At 61.4% G+C, this 24,340-nt stretch carries 21 protein-coding genes; 11 read left to right on the top strand and 10 right to left on the bottom strand.

Annotation, left to right across the window (positions count from 1 at the left end; all coding sequences use genetic code 11):
- Window positions 1-10: 10 nt before the first annotated feature.
- The 4 genes from OEG84_RS19250 to OEG84_RS19265 all read right to left on the bottom strand — a co-directional run bounded on the left by OEG84_RS19250 (window position 11) and on the right by OEG84_RS19265 (window position 4,525).
- A complete protein-coding gene (locus OEG84_RS19250) occupies window positions 11-664 on the bottom strand; it encodes a glutathione S-transferase family protein (protein ID WP_267655222.1) in 654 nt (217 codons plus the stop codon).
- A gap of 4 nt (window positions 665-668) precedes the next feature.
- Complete coding sequence (locus OEG84_RS19255) at window positions 669-1,841, bottom strand: acyl-CoA dehydrogenase family protein (protein WP_267655223.1); 1,173 nt, start codon at window positions 1,839-1,841, stop codon at window positions 669-671.
- A gap of 91 nt (window positions 1,842-1,932) precedes the next feature.
- Window positions 1,933-3,729, bottom strand: coding sequence for an acyl-CoA dehydrogenase C-terminal domain-containing protein (locus OEG84_RS19260; RefSeq protein ID WP_267655225.1), 1,797 nt, complete (start codon window positions 3,727-3,729; stop codon window positions 1,933-1,935).
- Window positions 3,730-4,123: 394 nt separating this feature from the next.
- Window positions 4,124-4,525, bottom strand: a complete 402-nt coding sequence (locus tag OEG84_RS19265) for a MerR family transcriptional regulator (RefSeq protein ID WP_267655226.1) — start codon at window positions 4,523-4,525, stop codon at window positions 4,124-4,126.
- Between the two features lie 334 nt (window positions 4,526-4,859).
- On the opposite strand from OEG84_RS19265, the gene OEG84_RS19270 reads away from it, so the two are divergent.
- The 3 genes from OEG84_RS19270 to OEG84_RS19280 all read left to right on the top strand — a co-directional run bounded on the left by OEG84_RS19270 (window position 4,860) and on the right by OEG84_RS19280 (window position 10,800).
- On the top strand, window positions 4,860-8,786 hold the full coding sequence (locus OEG84_RS19270) for a peptidoglycan-binding protein (RefSeq protein ID WP_267655227.1): 3,927 nt from the start codon (window positions 4,860-4,862) through the stop codon (window positions 8,784-8,786).
- Between the two features lie 281 nt (window positions 8,787-9,067).
- Entirely contained in the window at window positions 9,068-9,994 is a 927-nt protein-coding gene (locus OEG84_RS19275; protein WP_267655228.1) for a sulfite exporter TauE/SafE family protein, read from the top strand.
- On the top strand, window positions 9,994-10,800 hold the full coding sequence (locus tag OEG84_RS19280; RefSeq protein ID WP_267655229.1) for a TIGR02186 family protein: 807 nt from the start codon (window positions 9,994-9,996) through the stop codon (window positions 10,798-10,800). Before OEG84_RS19275 ends, OEG84_RS19280 begins: the two co-directional genes overlap by 1 nt.
- A gap of 69 nt (window positions 10,801-10,869) precedes the next feature.
- Here the strand turns inward: OEG84_RS19280 and pdeM are convergent, their stop codons facing one another.
- Both pdeM and OEG84_RS19290 read right to left on the bottom strand, forming a co-directional pair.
- Window positions 10,870-11,598: a ligase-associated DNA damage response endonuclease PdeM gene (gene pdeM / locus OEG84_RS19285; RefSeq protein WP_267655230.1), complete on the bottom strand. Its 729-nt coding sequence runs from the start codon at window positions 11,596-11,598 to the stop codon at window positions 10,870-10,872.
- An 11-nt stretch (window positions 11,599-11,609) separates the two neighbouring features.
- Window positions 11,610-14,147, bottom strand: coding sequence for a ligase-associated DNA damage response DEXH box helicase (locus OEG84_RS19290; protein WP_267655231.1), 2,538 nt, complete (start codon window positions 14,145-14,147; stop codon window positions 11,610-11,612).
- Window positions 14,148-14,277: 130 nt separating this feature from the next.
- On the opposite strand from OEG84_RS19290, the gene OEG84_RS19295 reads away from it, so the two are divergent.
- Together OEG84_RS19295 and OEG84_RS19300 are read left to right on the top strand one after the other, a co-directional pair.
- The gene (locus OEG84_RS19295) at window positions 14,278-14,778 is read left to right on the top strand and encodes an Rrf2 family transcriptional regulator (RefSeq protein ID WP_267655232.1); all 501 of its coding nucleotides are present in this window, start codon (window positions 14,278-14,280) and stop codon (window positions 14,776-14,778) included.
- Between the two features lie 28 nt (window positions 14,779-14,806).
- Window positions 14,807-15,268 (top strand): carboxymuconolactone decarboxylase family protein, encoded by a 462-nt coding sequence (locus OEG84_RS19300; protein ID WP_267655234.1) that lies wholly within the window; start codon window positions 14,807-14,809, stop codon window positions 15,266-15,268.
- 36 nt (window positions 15,269-15,304) lie between these two features.
- Here the strand turns inward: OEG84_RS19300 and OEG84_RS19305 are convergent, their stop codons facing one another.
- Window positions 15,305-16,309 (bottom strand): class I SAM-dependent methyltransferase, encoded by a 1,005-nt coding sequence (locus OEG84_RS19305; RefSeq protein WP_267655235.1) that lies wholly within the window; start codon window positions 16,307-16,309, stop codon window positions 15,305-15,307.
- Between the two features lie 106 nt (window positions 16,310-16,415).
- Between OEG84_RS19305 and OEG84_RS19310 the strand changes: the two genes are divergently transcribed.
- The 3 genes from OEG84_RS19310 (at window position 16,416) to OEG84_RS19320 (ending at window position 19,374) form a co-directional block, all read left to right on the top strand.
- Window positions 16,416-17,426: a ligase-associated DNA damage response exonuclease gene (locus OEG84_RS19310; protein ID WP_267656261.1), complete on the top strand. Its 1,011-nt coding sequence runs from the start codon at window positions 16,416-16,418 to the stop codon at window positions 17,424-17,426.
- A 3-nt stretch (window positions 17,427-17,429) separates the two neighbouring features.
- Complete coding sequence (locus OEG84_RS19315) at window positions 17,430-19,040, top strand: cisplatin damage response ATP-dependent DNA ligase (RefSeq protein WP_267655236.1); 1,611 nt, start codon at window positions 17,430-17,432, stop codon at window positions 19,038-19,040.
- Between the two features lie 67 nt (window positions 19,041-19,107).
- Window positions 19,108-19,374: a DUF6460 domain-containing protein gene (locus OEG84_RS19320; RefSeq protein WP_267655237.1), complete on the top strand. Its 267-nt coding sequence runs from the start codon at window positions 19,108-19,110 to the stop codon at window positions 19,372-19,374.
- 9 nt (window positions 19,375-19,383) lie between these two features.
- On the opposite strand, the gene OEG84_RS19325 is transcribed toward OEG84_RS19320, so the two are convergent.
- Window positions 19,384-20,325, bottom strand: a complete 942-nt coding sequence (locus OEG84_RS19325) for a histone deacetylase family protein (protein ID WP_425602873.1) — start codon at window positions 20,323-20,325, stop codon at window positions 19,384-19,386.
- A gap of 81 nt (window positions 20,326-20,406) precedes the next feature.
- Here OEG84_RS19325 and OEG84_RS19330 point away from each other — a divergent pair, with 81 nt between their 5' ends.
- Window positions 20,407-21,759: an MATE family efflux transporter gene (locus tag OEG84_RS19330; RefSeq protein ID WP_267655238.1), complete on the top strand. Its 1,353-nt coding sequence runs from the start codon at window positions 20,407-20,409 to the stop codon at window positions 21,757-21,759.
- An 11-nt stretch (window positions 21,760-21,770) separates the two neighbouring features.
- On the opposite strand, the gene OEG84_RS19335 is transcribed toward OEG84_RS19330, so the two are convergent.
- Both OEG84_RS19335 and OEG84_RS19340 read right to left on the bottom strand, forming a co-directional pair.
- Window positions 21,771-22,853 (bottom strand): quinone-dependent dihydroorotate dehydrogenase, encoded by a 1,083-nt coding sequence (locus OEG84_RS19335; RefSeq protein WP_267655240.1) that lies wholly within the window; start codon window positions 22,851-22,853, stop codon window positions 21,771-21,773.
- Window positions 22,850-23,197 (bottom strand): DUF952 domain-containing protein, encoded by a 348-nt coding sequence (locus OEG84_RS19340; RefSeq protein WP_267655241.1) that lies wholly within the window; start codon window positions 23,195-23,197, stop codon window positions 22,850-22,852. Before OEG84_RS19340 ends, OEG84_RS19335 begins: the two co-directional genes overlap by 4 nt.
- Window positions 23,198-23,333: 136 nt before the next feature.
- Here OEG84_RS19340 and OEG84_RS19345 point away from each other — a divergent pair, with 136 nt between their 5' ends.
- On the top strand, window positions 23,334-23,771 hold the full coding sequence (locus OEG84_RS19345; RefSeq protein ID WP_267655242.1) for a hypothetical protein: 438 nt from the start codon (window positions 23,334-23,336) through the stop codon (window positions 23,769-23,771).
- A 222-nt stretch (window positions 23,772-23,993) separates the two neighbouring features.
- Window positions 23,994-24,302, top strand: coding sequence for a hypothetical protein (locus OEG84_RS19350; protein ID WP_267655243.1), 309 nt, complete (start codon window positions 23,994-23,996; stop codon window positions 24,300-24,302).
- Window positions 24,303-24,340 lie beyond the last annotated feature (38 nt).

Genomic DNA, 24,340 nt, shown 5'->3' on the forward strand with positions numbered 1-24,340 from the left:
CGGGTTCGTATCAGGCAGTTGCCGTAGCGGGGTCGATCCCGCTCGGCATCAATTGTTCGGGGCGTTTGAAGCCGGGCAGGGCGCTGATGCGGTCGAGCCAGGCTGCGATATTCGGGTAGGCGTTCACGTCCATTCCGATCTGATCGGGCCAGAACAGGTAACCGCAGATCGACAAATCGGCGATCGTCGGGTGACCGGAGGCGACAAAGTCGTGATCCTTCAGGCGGGCTTCCAATACCTTCCATGCGTTGACTGCTCGGGCGTGGAAGAACTGGGCGACAGGGTCGTCAGTCTTGTTCTGGAAGTGGCTCATGAACCGATAGGTGGCCATATAGCTGGTCTGCTTGTGGTTGTCCCAGAACAACCAGCGCAAGATTTCCCGGCGCTCATCCTCGTTTGCCGGACCGAACCGGTCGAATTCACGGGACAGATAATCGAGAATTGCGCCGGACTGGCTCAGCACTATGTCGCTGTCCGCCTTATGATGGGTCAGCACCGGCGCTTCGCCCATCACATTGAGACTACGGAATTCCTCGGATCGGGTCTGGCCGGTGAAGAACGCCACGCGCCGCGGTGCCCAGTCGGCGCCACACAGTTCCAGCATCAACGCCACCTTGTAGGCGTTACCGCTTTCCAAAAAACAGTCGAGTGTGAAATCTGTCATCGGTTTACAGGCTCCTTGCGATCAACAGCTTCATGATCTCATTGGTTCCGCCATAAATCCGCTGCACGCGGGCATCGCGGAACATCCGCGCCACCGGGTATTCGTTCATGTAGCCATAGCCGCCATGCAACTGCACGCACTCATCCACCACCTTGCACTGCAGGTCGGTGGTCAGATACTTGGCCATCGAGGCCGTGGTCGAGCTCAGTTCGCCCTTGAGGTGTTCACCGATGCAGTGATTGACAAATACCCGCGCCATCACCGCTTCGGATTTTAGCTCGGCGAGCTTGAACTGGGTGTTCTGGAATTCGATGACCGCCTTGCCGAAGGCTTTGCGCTCCTTGACGTAATCAATGGTGATCGCCAGTGCCCGCTCAATCATCGAGATCGCCTGGTTGGCGATCAGCAGCCGTTCCTGCGGCAGTTCGGTCATCAGTTGCGCAAAGCCTTGACCTTCCTCGGTGCCGAGCATGTTGGCGGTGGGGATGCGGACATCATCAAAAAAGAGCTCCGATGTGTCGTTGGATTTGAGCCCCACCTTGTCGAGATTGCGGCCGCGGCGGAAGCCTTCAACCTCCTCGGTTTCGACCACCATCAACGACACGCCCTTGGCGCCCTTTGATGTGTCGGTCTTGGTCACGACGATGATCAGATTGGCGTGCTGGCCGTTGGTGATGAAAGTTTTCGAGCCATTGAGGACATAGTGGTTGCCGTCCTTTTTGGCCGTTGTCTTGATGCCCTGAAGGTCCGAGCCGGCACCCGGTTCTGTCATGGCGATGGCGCCGATCATTTCGCCGGAAGCCATTTTCGGCAGCCATTTCTTCTTCTGTTCTTCCGAGCCGAAATGCAGGATATAGGGCGCCACGATGGCATTGTGCAGCGCGATGCCGAACCCGTCGGTGCCGGCACGGCCCAGCGCTTCGGCGATTACCGCCTCATGGGCGTAGGTGCCGCCCGAACCGCCATATTCCTCCGGCATCGAAGCACACAGCAAGCCGGCGGCGCCGGCGCCTTCCCAGGCGCTGCGGTCGACCATTTCCTGCTTCTCGTAGCGGTCATAATGCGGCGCTACCTCGGCTTCGAGCCAGCGCAACGCCATGTCTTCGAGCATCGCTACATCGTCGTCCATCCAGTCCGGACGCGAGACACCAAGAACTTCAGATGGCATGGTCGCCATTATTTTCTCCCGGGAGTTGCTGCCGGGCGAGCCGTCCGCCCGGCGATACGCTCAATTCAGTTCCCGAACCTGGTCAAACCAAGACCACAGTTCAAAACGCTTCTGCGGCCAGTTCCATCATGGTGTCGGCGCCGGTCTCGATGCGAGCCTTGCGCAACGCCGTCTCCGGCATGATCCGCTCCATGTAGAACTTGCCGACCAGCAGTTTGGAGGCGAGGAATTCCCCCTTGCCATCGGCGCCGCTGGTACGTTTTTCGACAGCTGCCTTGGCCATCAGCGCCCACATGTATCCGAGCGTCACAAGTCCGAACAGGTGCATGTAATCGGCCGAGGCAGCACCGGCATTGTCGGGCTTGGCCATCGCGTTCTGCATCAGCCACATGGTCGAGGCCTGCAGATCGCCAAGCCCCTTCTTGAGCCCCTTGGTATAGAGCGCCAGTTCCTCGTTGGAACGGTTCTCTTCGCAGAAATCGCCAACTTCCTTGAAGAACGCCATCACCGCGCGACCGCCATTGAGGCCGAGCTTGCGGCCCACAAGATCGAGCGCCTGGATGCCGTTGGCGCCCTCATAGATCATGGCGATACGGGCATCGCGGACATATTGGCTCATGCCCCATTCTTCAATGTAGCCGTGGCCACCGAACATCTGTTGCGCCATAACCGCATGGTCAAAGCCCTTGTCGGTGAGCACGCCCTTGACCACCGGAGTGACCAGGCTGAGCAGGTCGTCGGCTTGCTGCACGTCGCTTTCGACCTCGGATTTGTGGGCGACATCGGATTTGAGTGCAGTCCACAACATGAAGGCGCGGCCGGCTTCATTGAACGAACGAATGGTCATCAGCGTGCGTCGCACATCCGGATGCACGATGATCGGGTCGGCCTTCTTGTCGGGGAACTTGGGGCCGGAAAGCGATCGGCCTTGCAGCCGTTCGCGGGCATAGCTGACGGCGTTCTGATAGGCGATTTCACCGATTGCCTGTCCCTGCAGGCCAACCCCGAGACGGGCTTCGTTCATCATCACGAACATCGCCTTCAGTCCGGCGTTTTCCGCGCCGATGAGATAGCCCGTGGCTTCGTCGTAATTCATTACGCAGGTGGAATTGGCGTGGATGCCCATTTTCTCTTCGATCGAGCCGCAAGTGACCGGATTGCGCTCACCGAGCGAGCCGTCGTCGCCGACCATGAATTTGGGCACGATGAAAAGCGAAATGCCCTTCACCCCTTCCGGTGCACCCTCGATGCGGGCAAGAACCAGGTGGATGATGTTGTCGGCCATGTCGTGCTCGCCGGCCGAGATGAAGATCTTCTGGCCGGAAATCTTGTAGCTGCCATCGTCCTGGGGCACCGCTTTGGTGCGCAACAGTCCCAGATCGGTGCCGCAATGCGGTTCGGTCAGGTTCATGGTGCCTGTCCAGGTGCCCTCGATCATCTTCGGCAGGAACTTGGCCTTTTGCGCGTCGGTGCCGTGCTCGTTGATTGCGGCGACCGCGCCCTGGGTCAGGCCCGGATACATCATCAACGAAAGGTTGGCCGAGATCATGTATTCCGACACCGCCGTGTGCAGCACATAGGGCAGGCCCTGGCCGCCGAATTCCGCCGGTGCTGCAAGCCCGAGCCAGCCGCCTTCGCAATACTGCTTGAAAGCTTGCTTGAAACCCTTCGGCGTCGACACTGTTGCGTCGTCATGCCGGGTGCAGCCTTCCTGGTCACCGCTCTGGTTGAGCGGAAACAGCACTTCCTCGGACAGGCGGCCGCCTTCCTGTAGGATGGCCTCGACAATATCCGGGCTTGCATCGGCAAAACCGGGCAAATTCATGTAGCGCTCATAGCCGAGCACATCGTTGAGAATGAAAAGTGTGTCGTCGACCGGCGCCTTGAAGACTGGCATGTTTCCCCATCCCTTTGTGGTACGTTTATCGCCGCAAGCGTGGAAGCCCGGCAATCATCACACTGCTTACTCAATTTTGACGTTTGCGTAAACGTAAAAATTGGACCTAAAGCCTGCTCACGAGAGGCTGTTACCCCAAAATGGGTCGAAAACCGAAGTTTTTCAGGAAGGCAGCGGTAAAAAAATTCGAAAAGTGATCGTTCACATTTTGCCAATGCGAGACAAAGTTTGTGTCTGGCGTCCTTGCGGGGCCTCGTTTGGCAACAAAAAGCCCGCCATTCAGGCGGGCGTGTGCAGGCGCTACCGGTTACGGATGGCGTCCAAACATCAGGGCTGCTTTAGCGCTTTGATCTGATGCAGGGGGAAATCGCCCCAATATTAAGTGTGACCTGCGTCAGGCCGAATCCTCCAGCATATTCCTGACCATGGCAATCGTGCGTTCAAGCTCCTCGATCGCCGTGTGAATGCTGTCCCGCTGTTCCTCGAGCACCCGCATTTGTGCTTCGCCCTTGTCGAGGGCCACCTTGAGCTGGGTGACATTCTTGCCGCGCGGATCATACAGATCGATCATCCGTTTTACTTCGGTCAGCGAAAAGCCGACCCGCTTGCCGAGCATGATCAGTTTAAGCCGGGCGCGGTCGCGTCTGGTAAATAACCGCGTGACGCCAACGCGGGTCGGCTTGAGCAGGCCCTTGTCCTCGTAAAATCGCAAGGTCCGCAATGTGACCTCGAATTCCTGGGCCAGGTCGCCGATCTTGTAGACCGGTTCATCCTGGTCTGCGCTGGTGTCCGCCATGTCATTCATCGTCGATCAATATCGCCATAAAAATGTTTCACCAAATGCGAGGGAGGCGGTGTGACATTAAACCTTACGCATCGTCAAGTCGCGTTACTTTGTTGGGGTAGCGGCCAAGAAAAGTAACCTTGGTTAACGGGTTGTTTACCACGTTTCGCGGAATGTGCGCAGGAAGTGCAGTAAACCCGGATTCCCTGTTTAGCGTAGTCGCCGGTTTGAAGCCCGCTTATTTTGAAAGCCGGGCAATCATGCCAGTGGACCGAGATTCGAAAATGGATTGGCTGCGGACGGGGGTGGAGCAAGGCTCCGACAACAACGCGAAGCGGAAACGAAAATGAACGGATCGCGATCACATTCAAGCCGGTACGGATCGGGCGACTCCTCGCTGGACGCGCTCAACCGGACCATCGAGGGGCTGGAAGCGCGAATTGAGGATATGCTTGGTCGCGGTGGCCAGCCGGGCAAGGCAGCCAACGCCGCGCGCCCGGCGCCGGCCGGCGCCGGATCCGATATGCTCGACGGTATTCGTGCCCGTCAGCGGGCCCTGGAGAACATCCAGCGCGGCCCGGTGCATTCAGCCGTCAAACCTCAGGCACCGAATTTCTTCGCTCAACAGCCAGCCGCAGCCGCGGCACCCGCCCGGCCCGCTGCGCCAACCCCTGCGCCGCGCACCGATCTGAGTGAAGCTCTTGTCAAGGAAATGGCGGCGCTGCGTCGCGAGATGAGCGAATTGCGCACCGAGGCCCGTGATCAGGCGTTGCCGCAGGATTTGCGCCGGGATCTGGCGGGCATCTCTGCATCAATCGACGCGCTTGGTGCACAGGACTCCGGCGCCGACTCGCTTCGGCTGGAGCTCGATTCGATGCGCTCGATGATCGACCGGTTGGCACGTGAAGACAGCGTTCAGTCGCTGGAATCGCGCTGGCAGGCCATGGAAGAACAGGTCAGCGGTCTTGATGTCGGCGGTCTGCGTGAGGAACTGGTCAATCTTGCTTATCGTCTCGACGACATCCGTGAAGCCTTGGCCACCATGCCGGCAACCGGTCAGGTTCAGGCGATCGAGGACAAGATCGCCGAGCTTGCCCAAGCCATCGAGATCATGACCACGCAGCCTGCTGAATTTGGCGCCGAGTTCCCGCAGCTGTTTGACCAGCTTGGTGCGCGGCTTGACGAAATCACCCGCGCCATCGCTGCAATACCGGCGCCGCCCACCCCGGTGGTTGACACCGCGCCGTTTGATCGCCTTGAGGCACGGCTCGCTTCGGTCGCTCAGAAGATCGATCAGCTTCAGCTCGAGCCGGCGGAAACCACATCCGATATCGGCGCTCGCATCGAGCATCTGGCGGCCCGTGTCGCCGAACTGGCTGATGAGGAAGCTGTCGCCCGCCTCGACGCCCGGATCGAGCGCCTGCAGACCCTCGTTGAAGACGGCGCGCGCGGCGACCGGATGCCGGAATTGTCGGAGTATCTTTCCGATATCTCCAACAAGATCGAGGCGCTTGACGCTCGCGGCGTCGACCCATCAGTGCTTGCCCGGCTCGACAATCTTGCCGACCAGATCGAGAATTTCGCAGCCACGCCGCACCAGCCAGCCGCCGTGCCTGAGGCCGTCATCGGGCGGCTCGAAGCGCTGATCGGGCGGGCGGAAGCCACCGCATCGCGCTCGGTTGACCCGTTGCCAGGGCTGGAGACGCTGGACGCCCGCCTGGCCGACATTGCCGCCAAGCTGCAGCAAGCCGAAGTCACCGCCGCCGGCTATGCCATGCAACCGGCAGGTGGACTTGAAAACGTCGAGGCACAGCTCGCCGAGATTGCCGCCCGTCTGGACCGCGCACCTGCCGAACAAGCCCATGTCACCATTCCCGGCATCGAGAACCTCGAAGCGCGGCTTGCCGATATCGCCGATCGCCTGGATATGTCCAGCAATGCCGTTGCCGGTCCCAGTGACGAGGCGATCCGCGGCCTTGAAGACCAGATCGCCAATCTGTCGCGGCTGGTCAGTTCGGCTCCGTCGAGCGCTGCTTCCGAAGCCTTCGATGATCGCTTCGCCTCGCTTGAGGAACATCTTGCCACCAGCGACGAGTTCATTGTCGAGGCCGCGCGTCAGGCCGCCGAAGCTGCCCTGATGGCTTATTCAGGGCAGATGGGTGGTGCACCTTCGGCCCAGTCGATCGCCAATATCGAAGTCATCACCGCGCTTGCCGATGACCTGAAGGCGCTTGAAGGTCTCAGTCGCAAGAGCGACGACCGCACCATGCGCGCCTTCGAGGCGGTGCAGGACACGCTCTTGAAAATCGCCGGCCGGCTTGAAAAACTCGATATGGGGCAAATCTCCGGCGGTTCCGTAGGACTGGCCGGTATGCGCGACGCCGTTGCTGATGCCCGCACGGCGGTTGAGGCGGCGATGCCGTCTGCTTCGACCGACGCGCTCGATCACGCGATGCAATCAGCTGATGGCAGTGGCGAAGAAGGCCGCTACCAAGCTGGTGCCCACAAAATCGCCGGCCAGGGCGAACATACCGACCGCGTTCCCCATTCGCCGGCCGAGGCCGCAGCGCGCGCCGCGGCTTTTGCCACCAGCGAGGAAATGGGCCAGCATTCCGGTGCCCTCGATGCCGCCGGCAAAAGTGACGGGAAATCGTTCCTTTCCGGTCTGGCTGCGCGCATCCGTCCCGGCAAGGAAGCCCCGACGCCTGTCGCCGCGGAGCCGCAATTTACCGAAACCAATACACCGCCGCTTGATCCTTCGATGGAACTTGACGCGGCTACCGCCAACATGCCGCTGGAGCCCGGTTCCGGCGCGCCTGACATCAACCGGATCCTGCAAAAGGTTCGGGAGGCCCAGGCAGTCGAACGGCAACGCGGTGGCGCTGCGGACGACGGATCGGAAAAGTCCGAATTCCTGGCGTCGGCACGCCGTGCAGCCATGGCCGCGGCCGCCGAAGTCGAAACCATCGGCAAAGGCCGCAAGGCAGGCAAGGCCAGCGGCGGTCTGCGCGATGTTCTCAAGTCTCGCCGTCGGCCGATCCTGATGGCAGCGGGCGCGGTATTGCTGGCGATCATGTCGTTCCCGCTGGTTACGGGCATGTTGTCCGGCGGCAGCGATGACCAGGCCGCTGTGGAACCGGCAATCGTTGAACCCGCAGCACCAGTTGAACAATTGGCAGCCCCGCTGAGTGCGGAATCGGGTGAGGCCGACATCGAAAATCCGCAACAACTCGCTGAGGCGCGCCTGCCTGAAGTCAGACGGATCGAGCCGGGGAAGGATCCGTTGGTGAGCGATACATCTGTGACCGATACGCCGGTTGCAGTCTCGTCCGAGGAAACCGCGGCGATTGCGCCGGCCGCTTCGCCGGCACCGGCGGTGCAGGTTGAAAACAACGACGCCAGCGTGCTGATGGCCGAACTGGATGCGCTGCCTGAAGGTGCAGCACCGGCTGCGCTCAAGGCCGCTGCAGCCGCGGGCAATCCCCTGGCATTTTACGAAATCGGCGCGCGCTTTACCGATGGGCGCGGCGTCGCCGTTGACCTGTCTCGTGCGGCGACCTGGTATCAGCGCGCAGCCGACCTCGGCCACGCACCGTCACAATACCGGATCGCCAATTTCTACGAGAAGGGCAGCGGTGTTGATCGCGATCTCGCCGCCGCCAAGAAGTGGTACCAGATGGCAGCCGAGCAGGGGAACGCCAGCGCCATGCACAATCTCGCGGTGCTTTATGCCACCGCCGGCCAGGCTCCGGATTTTGACAACGCAGCCGAATGGTTTGGCCGCGCCGCCGATGTTGGCGTTCGTGACAGCCAGGTCAATCTGGCCATTCTCTACGCCCGCGGCGATGGCGTGACCCGCGACCTCGTCCAATCCTATAAATGGTTCGCGATTGCCGCCAATGATGGCGACAAGGATGCAGCGGTCAAACGCGACGAGGTTTTCAATGCGCTGCGGCCCGAACAGGCAGAAGCTGCCCGCGCCGCGGTTGCCAATTGGACCGCCAAGCCGATCAGCCCCGAGGCAAACGCAGTCGAAGTGCCGGCGACCTGGGGTGGCGACAGCACCGAAACTGCGGCCGTGGACATGGGCAAGGCGATCCGCAACATCCAGGCCATACTCAACAACAACGGGTTTGACGCCGGTAAAGCTGATGGCATGATGGGCAAGAAAACCATCTCGGCGATCAAGGCGTTCCAGTCGTCTATCGGCATGGAGCCCACCGGCGAAATCACCGATGCTCTGGTCAAGGAATTGCTGGCGCGTAACGGGTAAGGCGCCCGCAATCGCCATTTCAGCGAGACTTGGTTTCTGTTTTCCGCTGAGTGGGGAAAAGGCTACGGCGTGACCTGCGATCGTGCCGGCAATTGTGGTCGATCCGTCCCGGTTTCATCGAGATCGGCGGGCGGCACGCAAAGCGGCATGCAAAGAAGCGGAAATACAGCCCAAATGGGCCTTAACTCATTTGACTCGCACGGTTTAAACGCGCAAAACCGGGGTCTCGGGAACACCCGAGACGAACTGTTTTCCCTGCCATTGGTGCCCGGGGGCGCAAGGTGAGCATCTACCTGCCTATCGCCGAACTGTCGGTCAACGTCTTCGTCATTCTCGGGATGGGCGCAGCGGTCGGTTTCCTGTCAGGAATGTTCGGCGTCGGTGGTGGTTTTCTGATCACCCCACTGTTGATTTTTTACAACATCCCACCGGCAGTAGCCGTGGCCACTGGCGCCAATCAGGTTGTCGCCTCCTCGATTTCAGGCGCACTGGCGCATTTCCGGCGTGGTACACTGGATATCAAACTTGGGCTGGTGCTTTTGTCTGGCGGTCTCGTCGGCGCGACAGTTGGTATCCAGATATTTGCCATGCTGCGCCGCATGGGCCAGCTGGATCTGATCATTTCGCTGCTTTATGTGGTGTTTCTCGGGTCCATCGGCGGGCTGATGCTCTGGGAGAGTGTCAATTCGCTGCTCCGCGCCGCCAAGAACAACCCGGTGCCGTTGCGCAAGCCAGGCCAGCACAATTGGGTGCACCGGCTGCCGTTCAAGATGCGTTTCAAGCGCTCAAAACTCTATCTCAGCGTTATCCCGGTGATCCTGCTCGGTTTTGCGATCGGCATCCTCACTTCGGTCATGGGTGTTGGCGGCGGCTTCATCATGGTTCCGGCGATGATTTATTTGCTGCGCATTCCCACCAACGTGGTGATCGGCACCTCGCTGTTTCAGATCATTTTCGTCACCGCCTTCACCACCATCGTACAGGCAGCGATCAACTACTCGGTCGATATCGTACTCGCCTGGCTGCTGATGTTTGCGGGTGTGATCGGCGCCCAGTATGGCGTTCGCGTTGGCCAGAAAATGCGCGGCGAACAATTGCGTGCGGGGCTGGCGCTGCTGGTTCTGGCTGTCGGCATCCGGCTCGGTTTCGGGCTGGTGTTGCCACCCGACGAAATCTATTCGGTTGTCAGCGGGAGCTTTGGTTTCTGATGCGTGCGGTGACCCTCATGGCCCTGTTGTCGCTGTTGATAAGCCTGCCGGCCTCGGCCCAGCTCGTCGATCACACCGTTACGGTCAATGACAAGTTCAGGGAACGAATCGATATCGGCATTTCCACCAACGAGATCGCCATTTCGTCGGATTTCTCCGGCGCCGATATCACCGTATTCGGCGCTATCGACGGCGCCGATGAACTGTTGCTGTCCACCTTCGCCTATGATGTTGTCGTCGCACTCGAGGGCCCGCGCCAATCCACCACTGTCCGGCGCAAGGAGAGAGTGGCGGGAATTTGGATCAATCGCCATTCGATCCGCTTCGAGCCGATCCCGGCTTCCTATTCGATGTCGAGCACCCGGCCGCTAGCCGATATTACCAATTTGATGGAGCTTGGCTCCCGCGATATCGGCATCAATAACATCCGCCTGGTTCCCACCGGCGGCTTCGGCGACGGATCACGCTTGTCGGATTTTCGCGACGCTTTGCGACGCATCAAGCAGACCAGTGGGCTCTATCAGCGCGCTCCAACGGGTGTGCAGTTCATCTCCAAGGCGCTGTTCCGTGCCTCAGTGCGGCTGCCGGCCAATATTCCTGTCGGCGCGCACAAGGTTCGCGCCGTGCTCTACAAGAACAACGAGTTCGTGATGGAGAAGGTGATCCCGCTGAGGGTGGTCAAGACCGGCCTCGAACAGTTTATCTACACGATGGCGCACAGCTATTCGCTGGCTTACGGCATCTTCGCGGTGCTGCTGGCAACGTTGACAGGCTGGCTGGGCAGCGTGATCTTCCGCAAGGATTGAGCAGGCAGCCCACGCAAGACGGCAGGCAGGGGAGATCGGAAGAGCGCCGCCACCTGACCGAAGGCCAGATCAGCCATTCATGCGATTGAAGGCAATGGAATAGAGCCGCTCGCGCCCCAACAGATGTGCCACCAACTGGCTCTGGACAAACAAGCCCCGCATCGCAGGATGGCGCAATTCCAGCCCGCCCGTGGTAGAGCCGAAGGCCGGCATCAACAGCCGCTTGCCATCCGAGGCGAAGCAGGCCCGCCGAACGCCCTTGCCACGCCGCACAACGCGGGCGGTCGGGTGCAGATGGCCGGCGATTTCGCCATCGGCTGCACCGCGAACCGGTTCATGGCGAAACACCAGATTGTCGACATGGAGTTCGGAACACCAGGCTCCTTCAAGCCCGACAGGGATGTCGGGATCGTGATTGCCCTCGATCCAGGTCCATTCACGCCCTTGCTGTAATGCCTTGAGTGCATCGCGGTAGTGTTCGGGCAGGAACTGCGAGCCGACCCGATCGTGAAAACTGTCGCCCAGGCTAATCACCATCCGAGGATTGAAGCGCGCGATTGCCTCGCCGAGCCGCGCCAGTGTCGCCGCGGTATCGTAGGGCGGCAGCATCAGCCCGCGGCGGGCAAAGGCTGCGCCCTTTTCCAGATGCAGGTCCGAGACCACCAGCACGCCGCTGTCGGCCAACAACAACACGCCGGACCGGTCGCAAAGAACCGCGGTGCCATTGACCTCGAATTCGACAGACGCCGGCACGGCATCGCCGGCCTGCGGTGTAAGCGCTGCCTTTGCGCCGTGCATGTTGGCTCCGTTCAATTGTTGCCCCGCGCTTCGGCCAGGAGGTCATCGGCCGCTTCCGCCAGGATGCTCTCATGGGCCTCGCCGACCACCGGTTCGCGCCCGATTTCGAGCATGATCGGAACCGCCAGCGGCGAGATTTGCGTGAGCGCCCGGTGCTGTATATGGCCCTTGATTCGCTTGAGCATAGCCCCGAGCCTGTGAATATCCAAAAGCCCTGCCGCCGCATCCGCACGGGTTGCCTGCAGCAGAATATGGTCGGGTTCGTGGCTGCGCAGCACGTCATAGATCAGGTCGGCCGACACCGTCACCTGGCGCCCGGTTTTCTCCTTGCCGGGGTGCCGCCGCTCGATCAGGCCGGAAATCACGGCGCAATTTCGAAACGTGCGCTTGAGCAGCCAGGATTCATCGAGCCAGGCGTCGAGATCATCGCCGAGCATGTCCTCATCGAACAGCTCGCTTAGATCCAGCCGCCCGCCCGCGATCATCGCACCCAGATCCTCAAGCCCCCAGATCGCCAGGGAATAGTCGGTGGCGACAAATCCGAGCGGCCGAGCGCGCAACCGTTCCAGCCGCCGGGTCATCAGCATGCCGAGCGTCTGGTGCGCCATCCGGCCCTCAAACGGATACATCACCATGAAAAACCGCTCCGCCCGCGGAAAGGTCTCGATCAGCAGATCATCGCGGCCCGGCAATTGCGACACGTCCTGCTGGATCCGCAACCAGTCGGAAACCTGGGTGGGGAGCGCGCGCCATTCCTCAGGATCGGCGATCATGGCCCGTACCCGTTCGGCCAGATAGGTCGACAGCGGAAACTTGCCGCCCGCATAAGCGGGCACCTTCGGGTCCTGGTCCCAGGCACGCGAAACCAGGCATTCATTCTCGCGGATGCCCTCGAATCTGAGGATCTTGCCCGAGAACAGGAAGGTATCGCCCTGGGTCAGTGTTTCCAGAAAATACTCCTCAACCTTGCCCAGCGTCGGTCCGCCACGGCCGCTGGTCTTGCCGCTTTTCTGGCTGACCATGCGCACATTGAGCATCGGCGATTCGACGATGGTTCCGATGTTGAGCCGGTACTGCTGCGCCACCTGCGGATTGGAGATCCGCCACAGCCCGTCGGCGCGTTTGCGGATGCGTGCATAGCGCTCATAGCTCTTGAGCGCGTAACCACCGGTGGCGACGAACTCGATCACCTTGTCGAATCGGTCACGATCAAGCGTCGAATAAGGGTTGGCGCTCGTGACCTCGCGATAGAGCTCATCGGCGCTAAACGGGGCTGCCGCAGCCATTCCAAGTACATGCTGGGCCAGTACATCAAGCGCACCCGCGCCGGCAGACGGGGTGTCCTGGGCACCGACGTAATTGGCGTCGATAGCGGCCTGGCACTCGAGCACTTCGAACCGGTTCGATGGCGTCAGGATCGCTCGGCTCGGCTCGTCCATGCGGTGGTTGGCGCGGCCGATACGCTGTGCCAGCCGGCTTGCACCCTTGGGAGCGCCGACATGGATGACGAGATCGACATCGCCCCAGTCGATCCCCAGATCGAGCGTCGAGGTGGCAACCACCGCGCGGAGCTCATTGCGCCCCATCGCTGCTTCCACCCGCCGCCGCTGGCTGGTGTCGAGCGAGCCGTGATGCAGCGCGATCGGCAGGCTGTCGTCGTTGATGGCCCAGAGTTCCTGGAACAATCGCTCGGCCTGGCTGCGAGTGTTGACGAAGATCAGCGTGGTGCGGTGATCCTTGATGGTGGCGTAGATATCAGGCACCGCATAGCGCGTCGAATGGCCCGACCAGGGAATCCGCTCGGCGGTGTCGAGAATGGTGATGATCGGGCTTGCTCCGCCTTCGACGGTGATCAGGCCAGCCAGATCTTCGCCGTCGGGCGGTTGCGGCACCAGCCAGCGTTGAAGTTCCGCCGGATCGGCCACGGTGGCCGACAGACCGATGCTGCGCAGCCCCGGTGCCAGCCGCCTCAGCCGCGCCAGCGCCAGCGACAGCAGGTGGCCGCGCTTGGAAGCCGAAAGCGAATGCAACTCGTCGAAAATCACAAAACGCAGATCCTTGAACAACCGTTCGGCATGGCCACTGGCAATTAGCAGCGACACCTGTTCGGGCGTGGTCAGCAGGATATCGGGCGGATGGCTGCGCTGCCGGGCGCGCTTGGATTGCGGGGTGTCGCCGGTGCGGGTCTCGATCCGGATCGGCAGCCCCATCTCCTCGACAGGCCGTGCCAGGTTGCGCTCGATATCGACCGCCAGCGCTTTCAGCGGGGAAATGTAGAGCGTGTGCAGCGACTGCCCCTGCGCACTGCCGGGCTTGGGCTTGCCGCGTGCCGTAAGCTCGGTCAGGCTCGGCAGGAACCCCGCCAGCGTCTTGCCGGCTCCCGTCGGTGCGATCAGCAGCATCGAGCGCCCGGCAGAGGTTGCGGCCAGCAGGTCGAGTTGGTGTGCCCGCGGCCGCCAGCCACGACTGGCGAACCAGCCGAGGAACGGCTCGGGCAGTTCGAAACCCGGAGTGTCTGTGGGAGGCGCGGATTCGGCTTTCACATCCATCAATGTAGTTCAGGCCTGCTGACAGTCCAAGCATACGCATGATGATCGGCTCAATTTGTCAGGAGAACAGCCTCAGTTGACAGATTTTTCGAATCGTGGATAAATTATATCCACAATAAGGAGCGGCGATATGAAACTGAGTGACGGCGTCGAGCAAGCGATACACAGCGTGACCATGCTGGCCGGGCTTGAAGACGGCGCCGTGCTGTCGGCGGCAAGCCTGGCTGAGTTTCATGGCGTGTCGACCAGCTATCTGCTCAAACATTTGCAGGCGCTGTCGGGCGCCGGCATTCTGGCAACCGTGCCCGGCCCGAAGGGCGGTTACCGCCTGGCCCGGGCGCCTAATTCCATCAGCCTGCTCGACATCGTGCTTGCCGTCGAGGGGCCTGCACCCGCTTTTCGGTGCAACGAAATCAGGCAGCGCGGGCCAAATCCCCTGCCATCACGCTATTTCACCGCCCCCTGCGGTATCAACGCCGCCATGCTCAAGGCAGAGAAGGCCTACCGGGCCGAACTCGCCCAGGTGACCGTGGCCGGCCTGATCGCCCAACTCGGCGAATTGGACGACGGCGGAATTGCTGCCCGCGGTTGCGCTTTTTTGGACATTCATCAACGCAGATCGGCCCGCTGAGGCCCGCATCAATGAAAAGGAGATAATCATGCATCCTCGTCTTGATTTCTACAAAGCCTCTCCCGAGGCGCTCAAGGCCGTCGTCCAGCTTGAGAATTATGTCCAGAATTCCGGACTTGATCGCCGCTTCATTAATCTGATCAAGCTGCGCGCATCGATCATCAATGGCTGCGCCTATTGCGTCGACATGCACGTCAAGGAATCCCGTCACGATGGGCTGGGCGAACAGTGGATCAACCTGATGAGTGTCTGGCGAGAAGCTGGTGTCTATGATGCCAAGGAACGTGTCTTGCTCGGCTGGGTCGACGCGGTGACGAATATCGCCCAGACCGGCATTCCTGACAGTGATTTTGAAGCGCTCAAGGCCCATTTCAGCGACGAGGAAATCATGAAGATCACCGTGGCCATCAGCACGATCAATACCTGGAACCGGCTTGCCGTGGGCTTTCGCAGCCCGCATCCCATCGATCAGCCGGCTGCGGCTGCCTGAAAGCGATTTGCACAGGCCGCACTGCTGCCATGGCTCCTAGTTGAGAGCTATGGTCAGCTGTGTTGCCCGCGCCGCGGCAGCGATTTTGGTGCTCATGGCGGCGTTTGCGCCGGGGCGTTTGCGGGCCACGGCCAACAGGCCGGTGATGGTATCTGCGCCGTCACGCCGGATTGGCGCACGCGACAGTTTGAGAAGGTCCAGGCCGTGTTGGTCGAGCATCCGCCGCAGGTAAGGCTCGCCATGACAGTAACGAAGCGATGGTTGCAGCAGCCAGTCGCAGTCCTCGGAGCCGGCTTCCAGAGAGAAGGCCAGCAATCCACCGCCCGCTATTAGTTTCGTGGCAACGGCCATCACCGGGTTGAGATCGCCGAAATAGGCAAACACGTCAGCGGCGGCCACAAGATCGGCCTGCACGGCGCCGGCCTGGCGCGCGGCGGCGATGCTGTAGAGGATATCGGCCTGGGCGAGATGGTCATAGACGGCCTTGCCGCTGGCTTTCGACAGCATGCCCTGTGACAGATCATACCCTTCCAGCCAGGACGTCCGATGCCGGATCTGCTCACCAAACAACCCAGTGCCGCACCCCAGGTCGATCACCTTGGCAAATTGTGCGCGTTCCCCCGCCACCTCGCCAAGCAGCGCTGTCAGCAGTTCCGGCACGCGGTAATCGAGGTTTTCGACAAGCGCCGTATCGAAACGGTCAGAGTAGCCGTCAAACAGCGCTTCGACATATTCGGAAGGAGGCAGCGGCGGCATTTCCGCCTGTCCGGTCAGCGACAGTTTCAACCCCGCACCGAATATATCGACCGGCGAAAGCGCCAGCACTTTGCGCCAGGCATCGGCGGCGCCTTTGAGGTCGCCGGCGGCTTCGCGATAGTTGCCCAGGCTGTGCCAGCCCGCGGCCCAGATCGGCGCCAGTGCCAGCGCCTGGGTCTGCATGTCGATCGCAGCCACATGATCACCGCCCTCGGCGTAGAGATGAGCGTAGTGGGCGCGGCGATCGGCAGTCAGATCGCCCGAGGACAGCTGGAACGTGGTCATTGTGAAACCGGAAATTTTTTGTGGTGATGTCGCCTATGGTGCCGCACGCAGCAAAACGCAAGCTCTTTCACACAGGGCACCACCGCCCTACCTTGCCCATATGACCATGCGTCCGGAACAATTACTCATCCCCCGCCGTGAAGGGCTTTATTGCCCTCCCGGCGATTTTTTCATCGATCCGGTGCGCGGCGTCGACCGCGCGTTGATCACCCATGGCCATGCCGATCACGCCCGCGCCGGCCATGGCCATGTGCTGGCAACCGCCGAGACGCTCGACATCATGGCAATCCGCTATGGCGACGATCACGCCGGCGCCACGCAAGGCGCGGGAATCGGCGAACAAATCCGCATCAACGATGTTACCGTGGAATTTCTTCCCGCCGGTCACGTGCTCGGCTCGGCGCAGATCTCGGTGGAGAAGGACGGCCTGCGCATTGTCGCATCGGGCGATTACAAGCCGCGACCCGACCCGACCTGTGCCGCTTTCGAGCCCGTGCCCTGCGATGTCTTCATCACCGAGGCAACCTTTGCGCTGCCGGTGTTTCGCCACCCCGAAGCCACAGGCGAAATCGCCCGACTGTTGCGTTCGCTTGCCCGAAATCCGGAGCGGGCGCATCTCGTCGGGGTCTATTCGCTCGGCAAGGCGCAGCGGGTGATCCGGCTGATCCGCGATGCCGGCTACCAGCAACCGCTCTACATCCACGGCGCGTTGCAAAAGCTGTGCGATTATTACGAAAGCCAGGGCATTGCCCTGGGCGAGTTGCGCCCAGCCACCGTTGAAGCCAGCGCCAAGGGCGAATTTGCCGGCGCCATCGTGCTCGGTCCACCTTCGGCCTTTGCCGACAAATGGGCGCGGCGGTTTCCCGATCCGCTGATCAGCTTTGCTTCCGGCTGGATGCAGGTTCGCGCCCGCGCCCGCCAGCGCGGCGTGGAACTGCCGCTGGTGATCTCCGATCATGCCGATTGGGATGAACTGGCCGAGACCATAAATGCCGTGTCGCCAGCCGAGGTATGGGTAACCCATGGCCGCGAGGAAGCTTTGGTGCGCTGGTGTCAGATGCAGGGCATCGCCGCCCGGCCATTGCACCTGGTCGGCTATGAAGACGAGGGCGATTGACCCATGAACCGTTTTGCCGAACTTATCGACATGCTGGCCTTCACGCCCTCGCGCAATGCCAAGCTCGCGCTGCTGCAGGAGCATTTCCGCACGGTACCAGATCCCGAGCGCGGCTATGCGCTGGCGGCGATTGCCCGCGATCTTGATATTCCCGCGGTCAAGCCTGCGCAATTACGCGCGCTGATCTCGGCCCGCATGGACACGGAGCTGTTTGCGCTTTCCTATGATTACGTCGGCGATCTGGCCGAAACCATCGCCTTGGCCTGGCCGCAGAAATCGGGCAACCGCGCCGGCAGAAACGATGCGCCGGGATTGACCGAAGTGGTCGAGACACTTGTCGTTGCTTCACGCCAGGCCGGTCCGGCGCTGGTCGAGGACTGGCTCGACCGGCTCGACGGGCAGGGGCGCTATGCACTGCTGAAGCTGGTGACCGGCGGTTTCCGTATGGGCCTGTCCGGTCGGCTGATCAAGCAGGCGCTGGCCGGCTTTGGCAATGTCCATGTCAACGAGATCGAGGAGCTCTGGCACGGGCTCGCCCCGCCCTATCTCGAGCTGTTTGCCTGGCTCGAGGGCAGGGCTCCCAAGCCGGTCAATGCCGCTGCCGCACCGTTCCGCCCGGTGATGCTGTCGCATGCCATCGACAAATCCGATTTCGAAAAGCTGGACCCGGCCGATTTCGTTGCCGAATGGAAGTGGGACGGGATCCGGGTACAGGCGACATCCGAGCGCGGGGTCCACCGGCTCTACACCCGCACCGGCGACGACATTTCCGCAACCTTCCCGGATCTCGTCGATGCCTTCGGCTTTGATGGTGCGCTTGATGGCGAATTGCTGGTCGCACGAGTGGTGGATGGCGGGACCGAGACCGGCAGTTTTTCCGATCTGCAGCAGCGGCTCAACCGCAAGAGCGTGACTGCAAAACAATTGCGCAGCCACCCTGCTTTTTTCAGAGCCTATGATTTGCTCCAGGACGGCGACGAGGATCTTCGCGGGTTGAGCTTTCTCGAACGACGGACGCGGCTTGAAACCTTTGTCTCGACGCTCGATCCGGCGCGTTTTGATTGCTCGCAAATGCTTGCCTTTTCCGATTGGGACGCGCTTGCAACGCTTCGCGCCAACCCGCCATTGCCGGTGATCGAGGGGGTGATGATCAAGCGCAAGGCGGCACCCTACCTGCCTGGTCGGCCCAAGGGCGAGTGGTTCAAGTGGAAGCGTGATCCGTTCCTGATCGATGCGGTGCTGATGTACGCTCAGCGCGGCCACGGCAAGCGTTCGGGATTCTATTCGGATTACACCTTCGGCGTCTGGCGCGCACCGGGTGAGCTGGTGCCGGTCGGCAAGGCCTATTTCGGCTTCACCGACGAGGAGCTGACGCAGATCGACAAATTTGTCCGCACCAATACCATCGAACGCTTTGGCCCGGTGCGCTCGGTGCGCGCGGAACCCGATTTAGGCTTGGTGTTCGAGGTCGCGTTCGAGGGCATCAACCGCTCGAGCCGCCACAAATCGGGTGTCGCCATGCGCTTTCCGCGGATCAGCCGCCTGCGCTGGGACAAGCCGCCGCACGAGGCTGACCGGCTGGAAACGCTCGAACGGATGATCGACACACAGTGATGCCGGACTTGCCCGCCGCGTCTGCCATGACTATGTGAGGGCAACGACGAATCCGGGAACCATCACCATGAGCGACAGGCTGACACGATTTTTGGGCGACACGCCCGGGCGCACGGCGCTCAAGCTGCTCGTCGCATCTTTTGTGGTTGGCGTGATCATGGCCGCGTTCAACTGGTATCCGGAAGACATCCTCTACATGATCCGCGATTTCGCGGTCAATTTGTGGGAAACCGGTTTTGCCGCTCTCGGTCGGTTCGGCACCTATCTGGCGCTCGGCGCCGGCGTGGTGATTCCGGTCTTTATCGTCATGCGGCTGCTCAACTTGCGCAAATAGGCGCGATCTTCAGACCAGTTCCAATGCCGCTTCGAAAGTGAGCAGGTGCCGTCGCGCCACCGCGTCGGCGTCACGGCTGTAGCCCCCGCCAAGCACGCTGGCCACCGGAATGCCAAGCGAGCGATAATAATCGAATACCCGGCGGTCGCGGTCCTTCAACCCCTTATCGGTCAGCGACAACCGTCCCAGCCGGTCGTGCTCGTGCGGGTCGACGCCGGCATTGTAGAACACCAGATCCGGCGCAAACCCGTCGATTGTTTGCGGCAACAGCCAGGAAAGCGTTTCCAGATAGGCCTCGTCGCGAACGCCGTCGGGAAGCGCGATATCGATGCTCGATTGCTGCTTGCGCACCGGATAGTTCTTCTCGTTGTGCACCGAGACAGTGCGGATCGCCGGATTGCCGGCGCAGATTTCTGCGGTGCCGTCACCCTGGTGCACGTCGAGATCGATTACCAGCACCCGATTCACCTCGCCATCGGCCAGCAGCAGAAGCGCTGCGACCGCCACATCGTTGAAGGTGCAAAACCCGGCGCCCTGCGCATGCCGCGCATGATGGCTGCCGCCGGCAGTGTTGCAGGCCAAACCTTCCGAAAGCGCCAGCCGCGCCGCCATCACCGTGCCGGCGGTCGCCAGTTGCGCGCGCAGACTGACCCGGTGATCGACCTGAAAACCGATCTCGCGTTCGATCAGCGCAGGAACCCGGCAGGCGATCACCTGATCGACGTAGGTCCGGTCATGGGCCAGCGACAGCCATTCGGCCGAAGCCGGCGCTGGCGCGTGAAAATGCGCTTTCGACCCCAGACCGGTCTCCTTGATCAGTTCCATCAACCGGGTGTATTTGCCCATCGGAAAGCGGTGGCCGGGGGCGACGCCGGCATCGTAGAGAGGGGCGTGAACAATGACGAGATCTGGCATGGCAGTGATGTGCCGCATCCTGGCGATTTCGTCCATGCCCGCGCTGTGCAATTTTCCGGCCGCACGTTATCTTCACCAAAACCCTGACGCGAATCATCGCGGGCGACGGAAACTTCCATGAAGCAAGCTCAGACGCCCGCCACGCAGCCTTCACGGGCCTTTGATGTCACCAACCGCATGGTGTTGGCGATTGCCGTGCCGATGACGCTGGCTTTCCTGACCACGCCGCTGCTGGGGCTGGTAGATACCGCAGTGGTCGGCCGGCTTGGCAATGCGGCGCTGCTTGGCGGTCTGGCGATTGCCGCAATCCTGTTCGATCTGGTTTTCACCTCGTTCAATTTCCTGCGCTCCTCGACCACCGGTCTCGTCGCCCAGGCCATGGGCCGGGGCGATGCCAGCGAGGAACAGGCGATTTTCTGGCGGTCGCTGACGATCGCCGCCGTCGCCGGCGTCGCTGTGATCGCCGCAACCCCGCTGTTGCTGACAATGGGTCTGGCGTTCATGGGCGCGCAAGGCGAGGTGGCCGCGGCGGCTGCGACTTACCTGACCATCAGGTCGCTGTCGGCGCCCGCTGCCCTCGCCAATTACGCCATCCTTGGTTATGTGCTCGGCCGCGGCATGGGCGGCACCGGGCTGTTCCTGCAAACAGTCATCAACGGCGTCAACATCGTGCTGTCGATCTGGCTCGCGCTCGGGCTCGATTATGGACTTGAAGGCGTCGCCTGGGCCACGGTGACCGCCGAGATCGTCGGCTGTGCCGTTGGTTTTGCCATCATCCACCGCAATTTCGACCGTGCCGATACGCCATCCTGGAGCAGAATCATCGACAGGACGGCGATTGCCAGGCTGATGGCGCTCAACGGCGATATCATGATCCGTTCCTTCGCGCTGATCGCAGGCTTTGCCTGGTTCACCCGCATGGGCACTGGCTTTGGCGAGACGACGCTCGCAGCCAACGCCATTCTGATGAACTTCTTTATGGTCGCGGGCTATTATCTCGATGGTTTTGCCACCGCCGCCGAGCAATTTTCAGGCCGCGCGGTCGGCGCGGGCTTCCGGCCGGCACTGGTCAAGGCAGTCAGGCTGACGCTTTACTGGGGGCTTGGGCTGGCTGGCTTCACCACCGCCTTTTTCCTGTTTTTCGGCGCCGACGTGGTGGCGCTGATGACGACGCTGGAGACTGTGCGCGACGAGGCCGATTTGTATCTGTTCTGGGCGGCCCTGACAGCACTTTCCGGGGTGCTGGCGTTCCAGATGGATGGTGTCTTTATCGGCGCCACCTGGTCACGCGACATGCGCAACATGATGCTGGTCTCGCTGGTGCTGTTTATCGGGCTGTCGCTGGCGCTGTCTGCAATTTGGGGCAATCTCGGCCTGTGGATCGCCTTCAACATCTTCCTCGCCCTGCGCGGTTTCACCCTGCTTGCGCTGTTGCCGCGGCGGATGGATCAAGCGTTCCCTGCCGGATAACCCGGGACCGATCAGTCAGGAATCGGCAAGCCCGCATAATGCGCTGTCCGTCTGTCGCGCAGGTCCGAAAGATGTGCGAGATTCTCCCGGTCACACAGCCGCGACAGATCGCGCAGGATTCCCGCCGGCAGCATCGGCCCGCCATAGATGAACCCGGTGTAAAGTTGAATGAGATCGGCGCCAGCGCGGATCTTCTCTGCAGCCGTCTCGGCGCTGTCGATGCCGCCGACGCCGATCAGCGGCATGCTGGCGCCGAGCCGCTGGCGCATCTTTGCCAGCACGATGGTTGAGCGTTCAAAAAGCGGCCGCCCGGAAAGCCCGCCTGCCTCATTCTGCTTGGGATCGGCGGCAAGCCCGCTGCGCGACAATGTCGTGTTGGACACGACCAGCCCGTCAAGCTTCTGCGCCAGGCTTTCGGTGGCGATGTCGTCGAGATCGGATTCGCTGAGATCCGGTGCGATCTTCAAGAACACAGGCACCCGGCGCGCTTTCCGATCACGCTCGGCGAGCACTCTTGTCAGCAATTCGCCAAGTGCTGCGCGGGTCTGCAGATTACGCAGCCCCGGCGTGTTGGGCGAGGAAATGTTGACGGTGAAATAGTCGGCAACATCGGCGAAGGTTGCGATCCCCTCGACATAATCCTGGGTCCGGTCCGTGCTGTCCTTGTTGGCGCCGATATTGACCCCGAGCAGACCTGCCTGCGGCCGCGCGGCAATCCGCGCCAGCGCTGCGGCATGGCCTTGATTGTTGAACCCCAGCCGGTTGATCACCGCCCGGTCTCGCGTCAGCCGGAAAATCCGTGGCTTCGGGTTTCCGTCCTGCGGTTTGGGGGTAATGGTTCCCACTTCGACAAAGCCGAACCCCAGCCGCGCCAGTTCCGGGCCGACCTCGGCATTCTTGTCATAGCCAGCCGCCATGCCCAGCGGGTTGGCAAAGCTCAGCCCGGCGAGCGTGACCGAGAGCCGCGGGTCGCGGTTGGCGCGGCACCCCGGCACCATGCCGCTTTTCAACGCGGTGATCGACAGCCCGTGGGCCGTTTCAGGATCCAGCGTGAACAGCGCGTTGCGCGCCAGACTTTCGAGGAAATTGCTCACAGCGCCAAGTCCGGAAACACATGTGCGCCGTCGGGCCCGAGCGGTAGCGGCTTGACCCATTTGACCGCCGACAGCGGTAACGGCGCATACAGGTGCGGAAACAGCGCGCCGCCACGCGAGGGCTCAAACACCAGCTTATCGCCCAGCGCGCCCGCATCGACGGCCACCAGCACCAGGCCTTCCTGGCCGGCGAAATGCAGCCGGACGGTCTCGATCGCCTGTTCGCCCGTGGAAAAATGAATGTAGCCATCGGCAATATCGATCGGCGCGCCGGTAAACCGGCCTTCTGCCTCGGCAGCCTGCCACATGGTTTCGGTTGCAATCTTGTAAATCGTCGGGTGCATGGCTGTTACTCTCATTTCGCTGATTGAGGGATTGATCGGGCGTCCCAGTTCGCGGAAATGGCAATCCGCTCTCGATAATGTCGTTATTGCATGTCATGACAGCTTCAGATCCAAGCGCAAACAGGAGTGTGTCACCATGACCCGATTTGCAGTTGCCTCTCTTGCCATTGCGATGCTGGCTGTCCCCGGCCAAGCCTTCTCGCAGGAGCCGATAGCAAACCGTTTCACGATGGAAAAGACCGAAAGCGGTTTTGTTCGCATGGATACGCTGACCGGGGAGATGTCGATCTGTCGCGAACAATCCGGGCAACTGGTGTGCAAACTGGCAGCCGACGAGCGCCGCGCCTTCGAGGAAGCGCTGTCGGATCTCTCGGCCCGCGTTGCCGCGCTGGAGCAGCGCCTTGACGCGGACGCTCCTGCTGCTCTCGATATCCCGGACGACGCCGAACTCGACCGTGCGCTTGGCGTCATGAAAAAGATGATGCGCGGCTTTTTCGGCATGGCCGAAGATTTGCGCAAGGAGTTCGATCTGGACCCCGACCATCCGGCCGAACCGCTGCCTGACCGGACCTGATATGGGCTTAACCCGATGCTGACTGGATCTGATTGCGGGTGATTCGGGTGCCCAACCGGTGTGTGATGTTGCGGCAGATAGGCGCGGCTGTTCCAAACTGCGGAATGAAGTCTTTGGCCGATAGTGCAGTGCCAGATCATCCGCGCGGACCGATCTGGCGTATGTATCTGCACGAGCGAAGGATTTTCTGCGCCCGATACCTGTCGAACGGGAACTGCCGCCATGCGCGCTTTGCAATTTACTCTCGCCGGAGCCGCTTTCACGCTTGCCGCCCTGATTGTCTATGCTTTGCTGGACGGATCTTTCACCGCGGCGGGCGCTTGGCTAACGTCCGAGCCCTGGGGACTTGTGACACTGGCGGACCTTTATCTCGGTTTTGTATTGGCGGCGGTTCTCATCGGCCTGTGTGAGCCCCGACCGGTCGTTGCACTGTTGTGGATCCTGCCGATACCGTTTCTCGGCAATATATGGACGGTGATATGGTTCATCATCCGGCTGCCGCACTTGCGCGAACGGTTGGCGCGCCGTTAAAGTGGCGCCGACCAACGGACGTCGTGGTTGGTGTGGTT

Source organism: Hoeflea algicola (assembly GCF_026619415.1).
In the GTDB taxonomy this organism is placed as follows: Bacteria; Pseudomonadota; Alphaproteobacteria; order Rhizobiales; family Rhizobiaceae; genus Hoeflea; species Hoeflea algicola.